This is a genomic window from Massilia horti (genome assembly GCF_004614195.1).
Taxonomy (GTDB): domain Bacteria; phylum Pseudomonadota; class Gammaproteobacteria; order Burkholderiales; family Burkholderiaceae_D; genus Telluria; species Telluria horti.
This window is the reverse complement of sequence record NZ_SPUM01000094.1, coordinates 13250-29184: the sequence shown is the minus strand read 5'-3', so window position 1 is coordinate 29184 and position 15935 is coordinate 13250. Positions and strand designations below refer to the sequence as shown.

At 61.5% G+C, this 15935-nt stretch carries 11 protein-coding genes; 9 read left to right on the top strand and 2 right to left on the bottom strand.

The window, feature by feature from the left end; all coding sequences use genetic code 11:
• The first annotated feature begins 247 nt into the window (after positions 1-247).
• Positions 248-1474 carry a hypothetical protein gene (locus E4O92_RS14035; protein WP_135190359.1) on the top strand — a complete coding sequence of 409 codons (1227 nt, stop codon included), beginning with the start codon at positions 248-250 and terminating at the stop codon, positions 1472-1474.
• A 9-nt stretch (positions 1475-1483) separates the two neighbouring features.
• Here E4O92_RS14035 and E4O92_RS14030 read toward each other — a convergent pair whose 3' ends face one another.
• Positions 1484-1741, bottom strand: a complete 258-nt coding sequence (locus tag E4O92_RS14030; RefSeq protein ID WP_229483354.1) for a fibronectin type III-like domain-contianing protein — start codon at positions 1739-1741, stop codon at positions 1484-1486.
• 161 nt (positions 1742-1902) lie between these two features.
• On the opposite strand from E4O92_RS14030, the gene E4O92_RS14025 reads away from it, so the two are divergent.
• The 6 genes from E4O92_RS14025 (at position 1903) to E4O92_RS14005 (ending at position 10442) form a co-directional block, all read left to right on the top strand.
• Entirely contained in the window at positions 1903-2496 is a 594-nt protein-coding gene (locus E4O92_RS14025) for a hypothetical protein (protein WP_135190357.1), read from the top strand.
• Between the two features lie 23 nt (positions 2497-2519).
• Positions 2520-3503: a hypothetical protein gene (locus E4O92_RS14020; protein ID WP_135190356.1), complete on the top strand. Its 984-nt coding sequence runs from the start codon at positions 2520-2522 to the stop codon at positions 3501-3503.
• 33 nt (positions 3504-3536) lie between these two features.
• On the top strand, positions 3537-3680 hold the full coding sequence (locus tag E4O92_RS24850; protein WP_229483352.1) for a DUF5597 domain-containing protein: 144 nt from the start codon (positions 3537-3539) through the stop codon (positions 3678-3680).
• A gap of 83 nt (positions 3681-3763) precedes the next feature.
• Positions 3764-6154: an FAD-dependent oxidoreductase gene (locus E4O92_RS14015; RefSeq protein ID WP_229483350.1), complete on the top strand. Its 2391-nt coding sequence runs from the start codon at positions 3764-3766 to the stop codon at positions 6152-6154.
• A 530-nt stretch (positions 6155-6684) separates the two neighbouring features.
• Complete coding sequence (locus E4O92_RS14010) at positions 6685-8463, top strand: glycoside hydrolase family 28 protein (RefSeq protein ID WP_135190355.1); 1779 nt, start codon at positions 6685-6687, stop codon at positions 8461-8463.
• Between the two features lie 32 nt (positions 8464-8495).
• Entirely contained in the window at positions 8496-10442 is a 1947-nt protein-coding gene (locus tag E4O92_RS14005) for a DUF11 domain-containing protein (protein WP_135190354.1), read from the top strand.
• A gap of 248 nt (positions 10443-10690) precedes the next feature.
• Here the strand turns inward: E4O92_RS14005 and E4O92_RS14000 are convergent, their stop codons facing one another.
• Positions 10691-11689, bottom strand: coding sequence for a sulfate ABC transporter substrate-binding protein (locus E4O92_RS14000; RefSeq protein ID WP_135190353.1), 999 nt, complete (start codon positions 11687-11689; stop codon positions 10691-10693).
• Between the two features lie 207 nt (positions 11690-11896).
• On the opposite strand from E4O92_RS14000, the gene pstS reads away from it, so the two are divergent.
• Both pstS and E4O92_RS13990 read left to right on the top strand, forming a co-directional pair.
• The gene (gene pstS / locus E4O92_RS13995) at positions 11897-12925 is read left to right on the top strand and encodes a phosphate ABC transporter substrate-binding protein PstS (protein ID WP_206076875.1); all 1029 of its coding nucleotides are present in this window, start codon (positions 11897-11899) and stop codon (positions 12923-12925) included.
• Positions 12926-13233: 308 nt separating this feature from the next.
• Positions 13234-15921 (top strand): bifunctional diguanylate cyclase/phosphodiesterase, encoded by a 2688-nt coding sequence (locus E4O92_RS13990; RefSeq protein WP_135190351.1) that lies wholly within the window; start codon positions 13234-13236, stop codon positions 15919-15921.
• Positions 15922-15935 lie beyond the last annotated feature (14 nt).

Here is a 15935-nt window from a genome sequence, read left to right as displayed (position 1 = left end):
AGTGTCAGCCACTACAACGTCACTTGTCGCCACCTGCTGAACTCGGGAAACGATGCGGCCTCATGCTAACCCTCTCTTTCTTTCGGGACAATGTTTGGCTCAGCCTTGCTCACGAAGTTGAGCGGTCCGGGAAAAGCCGGAGGTTGTTGCTATTAAGGCAAGCTAGACCTACACTGGACGCTCTTAACAACATTCCCGACGCGGATCAACCTCCATGCGCCTCATATGTCTTCTCGCAGTCATGCTTATGTCCGTAGTGCAACCTGCATTTGCCGGAGACTGGCTCTCTCATTACTACGAGCATCCGACGCCAGAACGCTTTGTCACGGAGGTCAAGGCACTGAGTAAATCGGGATATCTCTCCAATCCGCAGAGTGCCTCTATGATTTCGGTATTCCTGGCCAGAGTCATGGCCGCGAATCCGGCGCAAGTCGATGGTTGGCTTGGTCAACTCTCTGATCTGAAGGGAGGCGACCGCGAGTCGCTGCTGTTTGCAGCGAGCCTGTCTGGCACAAAAGAAGCGCAAGCCTATCTTGGCCGTCAGCCAGACGCTGAAAAGTACCGAGGGAAGCCGGTTGACATCAGTGCCCTTGAGCCGAATAACCCGACAGTTTTGGACATGTTTTGGGCCGACTTTTTCGCGACTGGCGAGGCCGCGCCAGTCAGGCGTATCGTTGCAGCACTCAATTACGATAAGTATTCCGGCGCGCTTGATCGATATGCAAAGTCCGAAAAGACAGAGAAGGACCGCAACGATGCGGTTCTTGAGGCCGTGTTCAAAGCGGCGGCGTGGTCCCTGGAATCCAATGCACGACAACATCGTCGTGTTGGCGAAATTCTCGAGCAGACTTACTTTTTAGGAGCGTTAACCCAACCAGAGCAAGTCTGGTTATCCGCCATTCTTGCCAAAGCAATGCCGGAGAAATATGAATTCACTCGCTCGGAGGCCGACCAATGGACCTTTAAAATCAAGGCGACTGAAGAGGGAAAAACAGGCTGGCGTGACAGTGCCGGCAAACTCATCGGCGAGACTGTGTCGATGAAGTCCAGGGATGACTTTTCCGGTTGGCTGCTGGCGACGACGGATGACGACTGGGAGAAAAAATGGAACACGTCTCCCGACACCACGCCGAGTTTTAATAAGGCGGACGCGGTCCCCTACGGCAAGAAAATCTACATTCTCCCAATCTTTGCCAATCCGAAGCTTGACCAACAGGGCAACGCGAATGTGCGGTGCGACCTTCGGGTAGTGGCGCCCACCGGCAAGGTTTCCTTTGAACGGAAGGATGCGATCTGCGCTGCAGGAACGATGGAAGGAATCCCTTACGCGCTGCGGTTGTCGACACAGGCGGTCGCCTTCTCGGGTGATCCCGATGATCCGCCTGGCACATGGGTAGTTGAAGTGATGCTTCGAGATGTCGTACGGAACGTTGAACTTCCCCTCCGCACGAGCTTTGAGCTGAAACGACAGTAGTGCCTCACCCTAGCGCCCGCCAGTGGCGAACTCGCGTGCCGGCAAGCGCACCTTTACCGAGGTCACCGGCGAATCCGCCGCTTCGGCCAGGGTAATGGTGTAATCGCCAGCGGCGATCTTCCATTTGTTGGTTTTGGCATCGAACACCGCCAGCGTGCGCGGATCGATGGTTACGCTGGTGTCGCGGCTTTCGCCGGCTTGCAGGGCCAGCTTGTCCCACGCGCCCAGGCGCTTTGGCGTAACGAAAGATTTCGCCTGGATTAGCAATGTGTTCCAGTTTAGGCCATACTGCCCTCGAAAGATGATATCGCTAACAGGCGGTGTATTGACGGGCGGAGAATATGTTTTCCCCGTCGTGATAAACCGCGCATTTTTTCGGCGCCAAAATCGCTATTCTGTTGTCTTCTTAACTTCCTCGACGAGATGCCATGATGAAGAAGCTGGTCGTATTCGCGTTGCTGTTCGGTTTGATGCTGTTTCGCGTGGCGAATGCCGATACGATGAAAGACTTCGTGCGAATTTCCTGCATCCCGGAGGTTGGCTTGCTCGACGTGGAATATCGCGGTCTGCACGACAGCGTTGCCCGCGATCCGAAAGGGTTGGACGCGCGAACTGCGCCTCTTGCAAGGGACGGTTTTCACGATCCGCACGGCCTCGAATTCTCATGCGACCTAGGCGGGGTTACTTACACCATTTCAGCCGACCAAGGCCCGACATCGAATGGAGTGTGCGGAGGCAATCCGGAAGTCCATTTGACAGTGACGCGTGCCGGCGACCAGTTTTTGTCGGACGTGGTTTTCGGTGAAAACTGCTACGAGCGTCCTTCGGTGATGCGCGTAACGGTCGGCGATGGTCCGAATTCATGGCGCGGGCGGGAAACCCAGTTGTGCCACGCGACAGGGAAGGGAACCGATCCCGTCGTTTGTGATTGGACCTTTGGTGGACCTGACGCATTCGGTAAGCGGTTCCCGATCAATCAGAACCGCCTGCAGAACATGGTTACCCGTCAGGAACCTCGCTGAGTGCTTTAGCCAACAAAAGGACCATGATGAAGAAGCTTGTTGCCCTCGCTCTGATCTTCCTGACTGCTAGCGGAGCAGCATCAGCCGGCTTGCCTGGTACGGATAGCGCGGCGCCAGCGCATCGCGTGACGTTCTCCTTTCACAGCGCGTTCCTGATGAACCTGCATCACTTCCTTTGTGACATGGCGGTTCACAAGGATAAGCTTTCCAATGTCGTCTGGCAGATCACTCCCACCGAGAACGAAATGCGCACGCTAAGTAAGGCAATAGACTTTTACCGTGCAAACTATGCGTTGCTTGGAATAAGGGAAGATCCCACGATGATCAGTATCAAGCGCGCCCTGTCCGTCGATGACACCAGGTCGGATATCACTGGCCTCGGTCTTCCACCCGCTCTTGCAGCAGTACTTGCCGAAGCTGCTCCCATTTATGCCAAGGACCTTTGGCCAGTGCATGATAAAAGCAACCGCGCATGGATCGCACGTGCGAGTGACCTTGATGCTGCATACGGGGCAGAGATACAAGCTGCTGTCGAACGTGACATGGAGGCGCCGTTTCCTTCGGGGCCAATTCGGACCGATGTGGTTTTCGATACCGGCAGCCGCCAGGGGGCATACACCGATGAACAGATAGTGATGCCCAGCGCTCGCGTTGACTATCAAGATTTTGCATCACTGGAGATGCTATATCACGAAGCAACTCACACGACAGTAACAGAGCCATTAGAGGAAGCGATCGACACGCATCTGAAGAACACCGGCCGCAACCCCGACTCCGATCTTTGGCACGTTGTGCAGTTCTATACCGTCGGCGCAGCCACTCATGATGTTCTCGCACGTCACGGTAAACCGGGGTATGAGACTTACGCTGACAAACGCGGTCTTTACACCGGCTACTGGGCGCCATTCATGCCTGTCATTAACTCAGCCTGGCGCAGGCATATGGCAGGGGAGATCGATATGCGCGAGGCCGTCAAACAGATGGTTGACCGATTGCCAGCCCAATAGGTCCTTTCGCAAGTAAATCCAGGCTAGCCGGCGATGTGGGCGCGCGTGGAGGAAGGGCAGTTTGACGCCAGCGGCAAATGGACGATGGAGCGCAACTGGAACGGTGACCAGACCGATTACGGCCTGAACCTGCCTGCGACGCCGGTGGTGTTGAAGGTAAGGATACGCAGCTATTGAAAACGAGCTGGACTCTGCGCATTGTTCAGCTTGCACAATTTAGTTAGCTCCGAATTCGTCGTTCCCGCCTGCGCGGGAACGACGTGCTGTTTTGCGTCGGATTGTTCGCGGATTTTGTGTCGATGGGCATGGTCATAGCCAAATCGGCACAGAAGAGGGCTCTTTCCGTGAACAAACGTCAAGATGATGAGCACCAGCATGTTGATTTCCTGCTGGTAGGTGGCGGCGTGGCCAGCGCCACGGCTGCGGAAACGCTGCGCCATGAAGGCGCGGAAGGTTCCATCGTGATTGTTACCGACGAGCAGGAACTCCCATACCACCGGCCCCCGTTGTCGACGACCTTCCAGCTTGCCGATTCGCCCGCAATACCGCTGGTGCTCAGTGCCGACTACTACCTCGAGCACGCCATCCACGTCATGCTCGGTACGCGTGTGCTTGCTGTCGACCCGCAACGCCAGCTCGTCCATACCGACCGGTCTGGCCCGGTCCATTACGGCAAGCTCCTCATCGCCACTGGCTCGCGGCCGGTACGGCTCAGCGTGCCCGGGTGCGAGCTTGCTGGAATCCACTATTTACGGAGCCTGGTCGATGCATGGACAATCAAGCGTGCCGCAAGTGAAGCCAAGCGCGTCGTGGTGGTTGGCGGAGGTTTTCTCGGCCTGGAATTGGCGGCTACATTCGTTCAGCGCGGTTTGCAGGTTAGCCTGCTCGCGCTGCGACACGTCCTGTTCGAAAAACTGCGCGCGCCTGAGGTCAGCGCATATGTGCAAGAAATGTACACGCACAAGGCGATCGAGATTATCCTGGACGATACGGTCGCCGAATTCCGTGGCAATGGCCGAATTGAATCGGTGGTCACCCAAGCAGGGCGCATTTTGCCTTGCGACTTTGCCGCCATTGGCATAGGCGCTGCGCCCGATGTGGAGTTCCTCGCCGGTAGCGGCCTTGCGCTGGATAACGGTATCTGTGTCGATCAGCACTTGCGGACAAGTGACCGGAACATTTTCGCCGCTGGCGATGTCGCCAATTTCTTTGACAGGGTTTTTGGCGTGCGCCGGCGCATCGAGCATTGGGACAACGCGCTAAAACAGGGGCGGGTGGCGGCCAAGAACATGCTGGATTTGCGCCTGCCGTACGACGAGGTGCCGTATTTTTCATGCCAGCTGTTCGATTTCGGTTTCCAGTTTCTCGGAATGCTGGAAGAGACCAGCGACTACGCTGCCCTGGGCTCGCTGCGCGCCAAATCGTATGCGCTGCTGTATTTGAAGAACGACGTGCCCCGCGCCTTGTTTTCGGCTGGCCGTCCGGCCAAGGAGACGCGGGCCATCGAATCGCTGATTCGGTATCGCACCAATCTTGGCTGGGCGAAGGACCAGTTAGGCAAGCCGGGGTTTTCGCTGATGCGCATCCCGAGCCAGACCGCCATCATATTGCAAGGTGGCGGCGCGCTCGGCGCTTTCGAATGCGGCGTCGTACACGCGCTGGAAGACGAAGGCGTCTATCCGGATATTGTGGCAGGCGTGTCGATCGGCGCTTTCAACGGTGCCATCATCGCGGCCAATCCACGCAATGCCGGCAAAGCGCTGGAAGCTTTTTGGCAGGAGTTGTCGATGCTGGCGCTGGATTTGCCCGATGAGCAGTCGCGCAGGCTTTTGGCATCATGGCAGGCCTTGGCCTTTGGGGTGCCGTCCTTCTTTCGGCCGCGCTGGGCTACTCCGCAATTCAATGTGCCGGCCCAGGTCTTTTGGACGAGCCTGTACGATCCCACGCCAGTCAAGGAACTGCTGGGTAAGTATGTCGATTTCAATTTTTTGGAATCGAGCCCGGTGCGGCTGCTGGTCAGCGCGGTCAATGTGGAAACCGCGCGGCTCGAAGTATTCGACAGTTATGTTGACCACCTCACGCCCGATCACATCCTTGCCAGCGGCAGCCTGCCGCCGGGCTTCCCCTGGACCACTATCGACGGCAAGCACTACTGGGATGGCGGCATCATGAGCAACTCGCCCCTCGAACTGGTGCTCGAGCGCTGCGGCGCCGGGCGTAAGCAGATTTTTATTGTCGACCTGTTTCCCAACAAAAAAGCGCTGCCCACGAACCTGGTGGAAGTGGTGGGCAGGCGCGATGAGATCGTCTATACCGAGCGCATTCGCCGCGACAGCATGGAACAGTCCCTGGTCAGCGATTTTCGCAAACTGGTTGGCGCCATTCTCTCGGTCGCAGTCGATCCCGGCTGGGCGGAACAGGTCCGCCAATGGCCCATTTACATTCAGTTGATGGGAGATGACGATGCGAAGCTGGACATTACGCGGATTACGCGCGAGGGGAGCGAAGGCGAATCGGCGTCAAAAGATTACGACTTTTCGATGACGAGCATCGCCAATAATGTGCAGGCAGGGTACGAAATGGCGCAGCGCGCGATTAACGACCGGCGGCAAAGTTGGCGCATGCAGCCGGTGGCGAGCGGGCACGGTTAGGCGCGCATTCACCGTTAGCTGGGGGCGTAGGGTGGGCAGGGTGAGGCTGGCCAGTGGCCGGCCGAACGCCCACGCGTTCAGCGATGGCCGGTTATACCCGAACAGGTTCCCTGTTAGTTGAACTTCACCTGTGACAGCGCCTTTTTAACGGACGGCCTGTTCGAATAAGTTTGTCCACCCTGCGTTCCACTCAAAAAGCCCCGATATTCCTGCCGGGGCTTTTTGTCGAGTGGTTATCTTTCCGAGGCTTGCGACCAAAGTCAATGGGCGCACGGAGGTGTCGCCAGAGGGCGACATAGGCCTGATGTTGATGCCCTCGCCCTGCAATCTTTATTGACACGCAGCAATCTCATCTGTTAAAACTATTTCAAATCTGATATATCACAGAATATATCAGCTTTTCATCTGTGCAATGTGCGGCCACCCGCATCGCGTTGTGACGCGAAGCGGTTGGCCGACCGCGTGTGGGGCATAAAAAACGCGCCCGGCGGACATTGGCGGACCAGGTATAAAACAGAGGAGATTTTGTAGTGGAAAAGTTATCAGTCGTTGGCACCCGCCATGCGAAAACCTGCCTGCTGGGCCTTGCCGCCAGCCTGGCCTTGGTTGCCTGTGGAGGAGGTGGTGCCCACGATACCGCTGCCGGCCCCGGCAGCGGAACCGGCGGGAACACGATTCCCACGCCGCCGCCCCCGCTGCCGCCGCCATCGTCAAGCACAGCTGGCTCATGGCCAGCCTCGGCGCAATCGGACCCTGCCGTGCAGGGCAAGGAGCCTTCGCTTCCGGCCACGGTCTGCGCGACCGTGAATGCAACCCTGCGCAAGAACACCCGCGGCCTGCTTGACGACGCTGTTGACGCGCCGCCGGCCAATTCGCAGCCGGATACCGCACGTATCCAGGCCGCGATCAATGCCTGCCCGGCTGGCCAGGCGGTGAAACTGGTCGTGGGCAGCCAGGGCGAGAACGCCTTCCTGTCCGGCCCGATCGCGCTGGCGGGTACGGTCACCTTGTGGGTCGATAAAGGCGTAACTCTGTTCGCCTCGCGCAAGCCGTCCGACTTCCAGATCGCAGGCAAGAACAACTGCGGCGAAGGTGCCAGCAGCGACAACGGTTGCAGTGCGCTGATCACGACCACGCCAAACAACAACGGCGTGGTTGGCGAAGGCGTCATCGATGGCCGCGGCGGCGCTGTCCTCACCTCGGGCCTGTATGCCAACAAGCTGACGTGGTGGGATGTGGGCGCGCTCACCAAGACCATGAGCAACTTTAGCCAAAACAATCCGCGCCTCATCCAGGTCAATAACGGCAGCAACTTCAGCCTGTATCGCATCACCCTGCAGAACGCGCCGAAGTTCCATGTGGTCTCCAGCGGCACCAACGGCTTCACCGCCTGGGGCACCAAGCTCCTGACTCCTTCGCTCGAGTATTCGGTCGCGGGCTACAAGTGCCCTGGCAACAGCACGCCCGTGGTATCCGGCGCGCCGAACCTGACCACGCCAAGCACCTGCTTTACTCCGGCGACCGTCAAGAACACGGACGGCATCGATCCGGGCCAATCGCAGAACATCCTGCTCGCATTTAACCACATCAGCACCGGCGACGACGGTGTCGCGCTCAAGTCGCACAACAGCACGACCGGGCCGATGACCAACGTGCAGATCCTGCATAACCGCTTCTACTTCACCCACGGCATGTCGCTCGGCAGCGAGACCGACAGCGGCATGAACGGGATCACCATTCGCGACCTCGCGCTGGACGGCTTCGACATGAACGCCACCACGGGTTTCCGTATCAAGACCGACGACAGCCGCGGCGGCGAGGTGCAGAACGTGCTGGTCGACGGCATGTGCGTGCGCCGGGTGCAGCAGCCGATCGTGATGGACGCCTACTACGGCGACGCGTCGGATTCGGCAAACAAGAAGTTCCCAAACATCCACAACGTCACGATCAAGAACTTCCGTTACCTGGATGTCGCCGGTTCCATTTACAACGGCGCCAGCGCCCAGTTGCTGTTCCGCGGCTATCAGTCGCAGGGCCAGTTCAATTTCCTGTACGGGATCACGCTGGACAACGTGATCTTCGATTCGCTGCCCGGCTGGGTTAACACCAAGCTGGCAATGCCAATCCCGTCCTATGCCGAGCTGACGATGGGCCCTGGCCCGGTGTCGTTCGCCAGCCTGCTGCAGGGGGTTAAGGGCGCCAACCAGGTGAGGTTGTTCGACCTTCGCTCGACCACGCCGGCCCCTTACGACTGCAGCGCTGCATTCGTCGACTTCCCGGCAGCCAATGCCCCCATGTCCATCCATTGAAGTGCCCATAACGCCAAAAACAAGGAGATCATATGAATCGTTTCGTTAAATGTGCGGTGCCGCTGGCCATACTGCCCGCGCTGCTGGCCGCGTGCGGCGGCAGCGACCGCCAACCCGAGGAGCAGCCGGCAGGCCCTCCGCCTACGATGAGCGTGAAGGAAACGGTAGACAGCTCGGCTGTCTTCGTCGGCGACCGCGTCACCTGGACGATCGAGGCCACCAACCGCGGCGGCAGCGCCACCACAGGCACCGCGACCCTGGTCGCGACGGTGCCCGGAAACCTGTCCGCGGTCTCGGTGTCGGCCACTGGCGCGAACTGCGGTCCGGTGGTCAGCACGGTGACCTGCACGATCGACGCCGGCATGAAGGCTGGCGCCACCGCAAAGGTCGTCCTCTCGGGCACCACCACCATGATCAGCACGCTGACCAGCTCGGTCACGCCGTCGGGCGCCGCCGCCAACGCCTGCGCCTCGGCCGGCGATTGCAGCTCGTCCACCACGGTCGCCGCGCGCCCGACCCCGCCGAACGTGACGGTGGCCGCCAGCGTCGACACGACGTCCACCAGCATCGGCAACACGATTAACTGGACCCTCACCGCCACCAATACCGGCGGCGTGACCACCGCGCCGATCACCCTGACCGACACGCTGCCGGCCAGCGGCATCGGGGCCGTTACGGTCACCCCGACTGGCGCGACCTGCAACCCGGTATCCGGCAACACCCTGACCTGCAGCATCCCTGCGGGCCTGGCCAACAACGGGACGGCGAGCGTGCGTATCTCGGCGCCGGTCACCGCCGCCGGCAACCTGGTTAACACGGTCGCACCGGGCGCGGGCGCAAGCTGCGCATCGGCATCCACCTGCACCACCACCACGGCGGTCGCTGCGGTCGCCGCTCCGAACGTCACGGTGAGCAGCAGCGTCAGCGCGACCACCGGCGCTATCGGCGCCCCGATCACCTGGACCATCACGGCAACCAACTCGGGCACCGGCGCGACCACCGCACCGATCACCCTGACCGACACCTTGCCGGCCACGGGCATCAGCGTCCCCATCGTCACGCCGACCGGCGCGACCTGCAACGCCGTTTCCGGCAACACCCTGACCTGCACGATTCCGGCCGGCCTGGCTGCGAACGGCGGTACGGCCAAGGTGGTCGTGTCGACCACCGCCAGCGCCGCTGGCAGCCTGGTCAACACGGTGGCACCGGGCGTTGGCGCTTCGTGCACCTCGGCGGCCAACTGCACCACCACCACCGTCATCTCCGCCGGTGGTACCACGCCGGTGCAGATCGCGGGCTCGTGCGGTGTGATGATTGACGCCGATACCCTGAAAAACGTGTTTGGCGGATCGTCCGGCTCGTTGGTGACGCTGACCGGCCTGGGCACCACCTCGGCCAGCGGCCCGAACACCAGCGTCTACCTGGCGGGCCTGTCGGCCACTGGCGACCCTGCGACCTTCGAAAGCTGGCCGGGTACGACCAACGGTCCGGGCAACGGTACGATGGTTACGGCCAGCGACAAGCAGTTCATCTGCGCCAGCCAGAACGGCAGCTCGAGCACCGGCGCCAGCTCGACCGTCAAGTACACCTCGGACCTGACCAACCCGACGTCCGGCAGCCCCACCAGCCTGGTTGGTAACATTCAAGTCTCCAAAGCGCAAACGACTGCGGGCTTCTTGATGTTCAACCTGCCGAGCCTGAGCAACTTCAGCTTTGAATACTTCCGCAACGGCTCGAACGGCTACCAGCTCGACTACAGCACCGACGGCACGACCTGGAAAAACATCGTGACGACCTCGGCTTCGCGATCCACTTGCACCAATTCGGTGTGCACCGAGGTGAACCTGCTGACGGCTTCGCCGAGTGGCGCTACGTCGTTCACGCCGCCGGGCGCGATCAATCAGCCGGTGTTGCTGCGCCTGTCGAACATCAACATCAGCGGCACCATGATCATCCAGAAGCTCATGATCAAGCCGTGATTTGATTTGGGGCCGCCAGGCGGTCCCTGATCGAGAGGAGGGGGCGTTCCGGAAGGGCGCCCCTTTTTTGTTTTGACATCGCTCCCGCGTACGCATGAAAGGGTGTAGGGTGCACGGGGCCGCCGAGGACCCGTGCGCACGCGGATGCAAACTCTGCTTAACTGTACAGCGTGCGCACAGGTGCGCACCCTACGGGACTACAACCAGGCCGCGGACCGCGACACGCTGGGCATCGCACGGCACAGCAATTATCTTGTGGCGTAAATCTGGTCGAACAATCCGCCATCGCTGAAGTGGATCTTCTGTGCCCTGGCCCAGTTGCCGGCGATATCGGCGACCGTGAACAGTTTGATCTGCGGGAACTGTTTTGCAAATTGCTGGGCCGCTTTCGGGGTGGCAGGGCGGTAGTAGTGTTTCGCGATGATGGCCTGTGCCTCGTCGGTGTACAGGAAGTTCAGGTACGCCTCGGCCACCTGGCGGGTCTTGTGCTTGTCAGCGAATTTGTCGACCACCGCGACCGGCGGTTCGGCAAGGATGCTCACTGACGGCGCAATGATGTCGAACTTGTCCGGACCCAGTTCCTTGATCGCCAGGTACGCTTCGTTTTCCCACGCGATCAGCACGTCGCCGATGCCACGCTCCACAAAGGTCGTGGTCGCGCCGCGCGCGCCGGAATCGAGCACCGGCACATTCTTGTACAGCTTGCGCAGGAATTCCTTCGCGCTCGCCTCATTGCCGCCCGGCTGGCGCAGCGCATAACCGTATGCGGCCAGATGGTTCCAGCGCGCCCCGCCCGAGGTCTTGGGGTTGGGCGTGATGACGGAAACGCCAGGGCGAACCAGGTCGTTCCAGTCCCTGATGTTCTTCGGGTTGCCCTTGCGAACCAGAAGCACGATGGTCGAGGTATAGGGCGAGCTGTTGAGTGGAAGCCGTGCCTGCCAGTTTGGCGCCAGCAGGCCATGCTCGGCCAGCGCGTCGATGTCGTAGGCCAGCCCGAGGGTGACCACATCCGCTTCCAGCCCGTCGATCACGGAGCGCGCCTGCTTGCCCGAACCGCCGTGCGATTGCTTGATCGTCAGGATGTCGCCGCTTTTGGCTTTCCAGGCTTTGGCGAAGGCGGCATTCACGTCCTGGTACAGCTCGCGCGTGGGGTCGTACGAAATGTTGAGCAGTTTGATATCGGCGGCGAATGCAGGCTGCAGCAGGGCGCTCACGGCAAGGAGGGCGGCAAGGCTTTTCTTGATCATCGTTTTTTCTCGGCAGAAGTGAAGTAGTGCGACATAGGCTAGTCCCGCTGCCAGGCCTTGCAAACGAATCATTTCCGAGATCGGTATCCGGTTTTTGCATAAGCGATGCGTGTTCGACTTCTTGGTCACAATGTGGTCACATTCGCACGCTAGACTTTCTGCCGTTGTATCCCAACTCATTCAGACCAAGGAAGTGAACAGATGAAGATGATCAAGACGATCGTAGCGGGCGCAGTGGCGGCATTGACGTTTTCCTCGGCGATCGCCGCCGAGATCACCGGTGCGGGCGCAACCTTCCCGTTCCCGATCTATGCCAAGTGGGCCGAGCAGTACAAAGCCGTCAGCGGCAACAGCCTGAATTACCAGTCGGTCGGCTCGGGCGCCGGCATCAAGCAGATCAAGGCCAAGACCGTCGATTTCGGCGCGTCCGACATGCCGCTCAAGGTGGAGGAACTGGATGCCGAAGGCCTGATGCAGTTCCCGGCCATCATCGGTGGCGTGGTCACCGTGGTGAACGTGGACGGCGTGGCCCCGGGCCAGCTGAAACTGACCGGCCCGGTCCTGGCTGACATCTATCTGGGCAAGATCACCAAATGGAATGCAGCGGAAATCGCAGCCCTCAATCCTGGCGTCAAGCTGCCGGATGTCGAGATCACCGTGGTGCACCGCTCGGACAGCTCGGGCACTTCGTTCCTGTTCACCGACTACCTGTCGAAGGTGAATGCCGACTTCAAGAGCAAGATCGGCGCGGGCACCGCGGTCAAGTGGGCGACCGGCGTGGGCGGCAAGGGCAATGAAGGCGTGGCCGCCAACGTGCAGCGCATCAAGGGCTCGATCGGTTATGTCGAGTGGGCCTTCGCCAAGAAGAGCAAGATGACCCACACCCAGCTCAAGAACAAGGACGGCAACTTCCTGCAGCCGGACGACGATGTGTTCAAGGCCGCCGCCGCCGGCGCCGAGTGGACCAAGACCCCGGGCTTTGCCGTGGTGCTGACCGACCAGGCCGGCAAGTCGAGCTGGCCGATTACCGGCATCTCGTACATCCTGATGCACAAGGCACAGGCGGACGGCGCAAAGGGGCGCGAAGTGCTGAAGTTCTTCGACTGGTCGTTCAAGAACGGCCAGACCGCCGCGACGGAGCTGGACTATGTGCCGCTGCCGTCGTCGGTGGTGAGCCTGGTCCAAGGCGCATGGAAGGCGCAGCTGAAGGACGCGTCGGGCAAAGCCATCTACTGATGATTGCCTGAACCCGCACCCCGGCCGGCACTCCCTGTGCCGGCCGGGTGCTTTTGTTTTTCCACAACGTCCTCAATGCCCAGGCACTCCGAACCTTCGCTGCCGCCGCACCTCTTCCTGCCCTGATCCGTCTTTACGCTGCTGATCCGCGCAACACTGATTTTGTTTCCGTACGGAAATGAGCGATAATCGCTGCGCCGCGATTCTTATCGTTGCTCGCGGGGATGCCCCACGGTTTTCGCCTGTGCCGCCTCGGCGGCGCTCCGTTCCCGGAAGCGGGAAATATTTACGTCACCACGTACTGATCCATGGCCCGACTTCGCTACCGCCCGAAGCGCCTGATCGTGTCGACCGCGCTTGACACGCTTGGCGCAAACCTGCGCCCGCTGCTGGCGTGGCTGGTGTTTTGCGCACTGCTGATCGCGGCGGTGTGGAGCTGGACGCTTGCCGTCGTCGAGCAGGACCGGCAGGACATCCGCAACAAGCTTCGCGAAACCGCGGCCATCGACGCCCAGGCCTACGCCGGGCAGCTGGGACGCCTGATCAGCCAGATCGACTACATCATGCTGTACCAGAAGTACCAGTGGGAGAAGACGGGCGGCGCGCGCGACCTCGACGGACAGCGCCAGGCCGGGCTGCTGCCGGCGTCGCCGGACATCATCGTCACGATCGTCGACGCTGCCGGCAACCCGGTGACCAGCACGCTGCCGTTCAAGAGCAACAGGACGAATGTGGCCAGGCTCCCGTACTTCCGCGAACACGAGATGAATCCTGGCCTGGGCCTGACGATCGCCCAGCCACGCATCGGGCTGCGGCTGGGGCGCGAGGTGCTGCTGATTTCGCGGCGCCTGGATGAGCCGGACGGCGGGTTCGGTGGCGTGGTGGTGGTCGCGATCGAGCCCGACTACCTTGCGCCGCAACTGGGCAGCGGATCGCTCGAACCGGACGACCTGGCGGCGGTCCATCGCTTTGACTCCATCTTCCTTGCTGGCCCCCCGGAGGCGAAGGCGGCCGTCATGCCCGTGCTCAAAGGCGATTCGGGTACCGCCACGCAGGACGGCGGCCGCTACCGGGATGGGCGGCCGCGCGCGATCGCCTGGAAAAAGGTCAAGGGTTATCCGCTGTATGCGGTGGTCGCGCTGTCGGAGGAGCAGCGCATGCGCTCGTACGGCGCGCGCGAACGGGAACTGAAGCGGTTCGCCTGGTTCGCGACCGTCCTGCTGCTGCTGGTGATGGCCGGCGTGGCCGCTTACCTGCTGTGGAGCGCCTACCACAAGGTGCGGCGCCGCGAGCTCACCGCAGCCTACCGCGTGGCGACCGATAACGCGGAGGAGGGCTTTTTTATCATGCGTCCGGTGTACGGCCCGAACAAGCGGATCGTCGATTTCGCGATCCAGGATTGCAACGAGTTCGGCGCCACCGTGGCTGGCCTGCCGCGCGAGCAGTTGGTCGGCCAGCGCCTGTCGACGCTGCGCGGCGGGGCCGAATTCGACAATCACTTCCCGGCTTGCCTGGAGGCGTTCGAGCGCGGCGCGTACGAAGACGTGTTGCGCGTGCCCCACCCGCAAACGCGCACGGTGCTGTGGTTGCACCGGCGCCTGGCGCGCTCGGGCACCGGCGTGTCGGTCACCCTGCGCGACATTACCGCCGCCAAGAACCAGGAGCAGGAACTGGAGCAGCAGGCGAACATGGACCCGCTGACCAGCCTGCCGAACCGGTTCTGGCTGATGAAGCACCTGCCGGGCGCGCTCGAGCGAGCGCGCGCAGCGGGCGCGCGGCTGGCGGTGCTGTTCATCGACCTGGACGACTTCAAGAACCTGAACGACACCCAGGGCCACGCGGCCGGCGACGAGCTGCTGCGCATGGCGGCGCTGCGCCTGAAGGACGTGCTGCGCGATTGCGGCGGCGAGGCGGTGGTGCGGCTGGGCGGCGACGAATTCACCATGATCCTGCCTGCGCCGGGCAGCGACGGCCAGATCGCCGCGGTGGCGGCGCAGGTGATCGCGCAGCTGCGCGAACCGTTCGTGCTGGGCGATGACGTCCGGTACACGCTGGGCGCGTCGGTGGGCATCAGCGTGTTCCCGCGTGACGGCGAGGATGGCGCGGCACTGCTCAAGCATGCGGACATCGCGATGTATGCGGCCAAGGGCAATGGCAAGTCGCAGTACCGCTTCTTCCACGCGCGGCTGTCGGAACGCCTGGTCACCCGGCTGACCTTGCAGGCCGAACTGAAACGCGCGGTCGAGAACCGGTGCCTGGCGCTGTACTACCAGCCGCGCGTGCATGCCGGGACCGGCAAACTGACCAGCATGGAAGCGCTGGTGCGCTGGAACCATCCGGAGCGCGGCATTGTCCCGCCCGACGCGTTCATTCCGGTGGCCGAAGCGACCGGGCTGATTCTGCCGATCGGCGAACAGGTGATCGACATGGCGTGCCGCCAGTTGGCCGAGTGGCAGGCGGCGGGCGTGCCGGTGGTGCCGGTGTCGATCAACGTGTCCCCGTACCAGCTCGAGCAGCAGCAGGTGGGCGCGGTGCTCGCCGCCGCCCTGCAGCGGTACGGGATCGATGCGGCGCTGCTGGAAGTGGAAGTGACCGAATCGGCCACCGTGCAGCAGGGCACCAACGCGGCGGGCGAGGTGGCCGCGATCAAGGCGCTGGGGGTGAAGCTGTACGTCGACGACTTTGGTACCGGCTACTCGTCGCTGTCGCAGCTCAAGCGGCTGGACATGGATGGCCTCAAGGTCGATCGTGCCTTCACGGGTTCGCTGACCCATGGGGCGTCGGACGTGTCGCTGTTTCGCGCGATCGTATCGATCGGCCATGCGATCGGGATGACGATCGTGGCCGAAGGCGTGGAGACGCGCGAGCAGCTCGCGATCCTGCAGGAGCTGGGCTGCGACGAGGTGCAGGGCTATTTCATTTCGCGTCCGGTGCCTGCGGCCGACGCGCTGGCGCTGTTCGGCAGGCGCACGTTGTTCCCGGCTACGCCTGCCTGATCCCGCGGCGCATC

What these genes read in the sequence shown, in the direction of transcription:
- E4O92_RS14035 (WP_135190359.1), top strand. Translation starts at nt 248, where the DNA reads ATGTCCGTAGTGCAACCTGCATTTGCCGGAGACTGGCTCTCTCATTAC.
- E4O92_RS14025 (WP_135190357.1), top strand. Translation starts at nt 1,903, where the DNA reads ATGATGAAGAAGCTGGTCGTATTCGCGTTGCTGTTCGGTTTGATGCTG.
- E4O92_RS14020 (WP_135190356.1), top strand. Translation starts at nt 2,520, where the DNA reads ATGATGAAGAAGCTTGTTGCCCTCGCTCTGATCTTCCTGACTGCTAGC.
- E4O92_RS24850 (WP_229483352.1), top strand. Translation starts at nt 3,537, where the DNA reads ATGTGGGCGCGCGTGGAGGAAGGGCAGTTTGACGCCAGCGGCAAATGG.
- E4O92_RS14005 (WP_135190354.1), top strand. Translation starts at nt 8,496, where the DNA reads ATGAATCGTTTCGTTAAATGTGCGGTGCCGCTGGCCATACTGCCCGCG.
- E4O92_RS14000 (WP_135190353.1), bottom strand. Translation starts at nt 11,689, where the DNA reads ATGATCAAGAAAAGCCTTGCCGCCCTCCTTGCCGTGAGCGCCCTGCTG.
- pstS (WP_206076875.1), top strand. Translation starts at nt 11,897, where the DNA reads ATGATCAAGACGATCGTAGCGGGCGCAGTGGCGGCATTGACGTTTTCC.
- E4O92_RS13990 (WP_135190351.1), top strand. Translation starts at nt 13,234, where the DNA reads ATGGCCCGACTTCGCTACCGCCCGAAGCGCCTGATCGTGTCGACCGCG.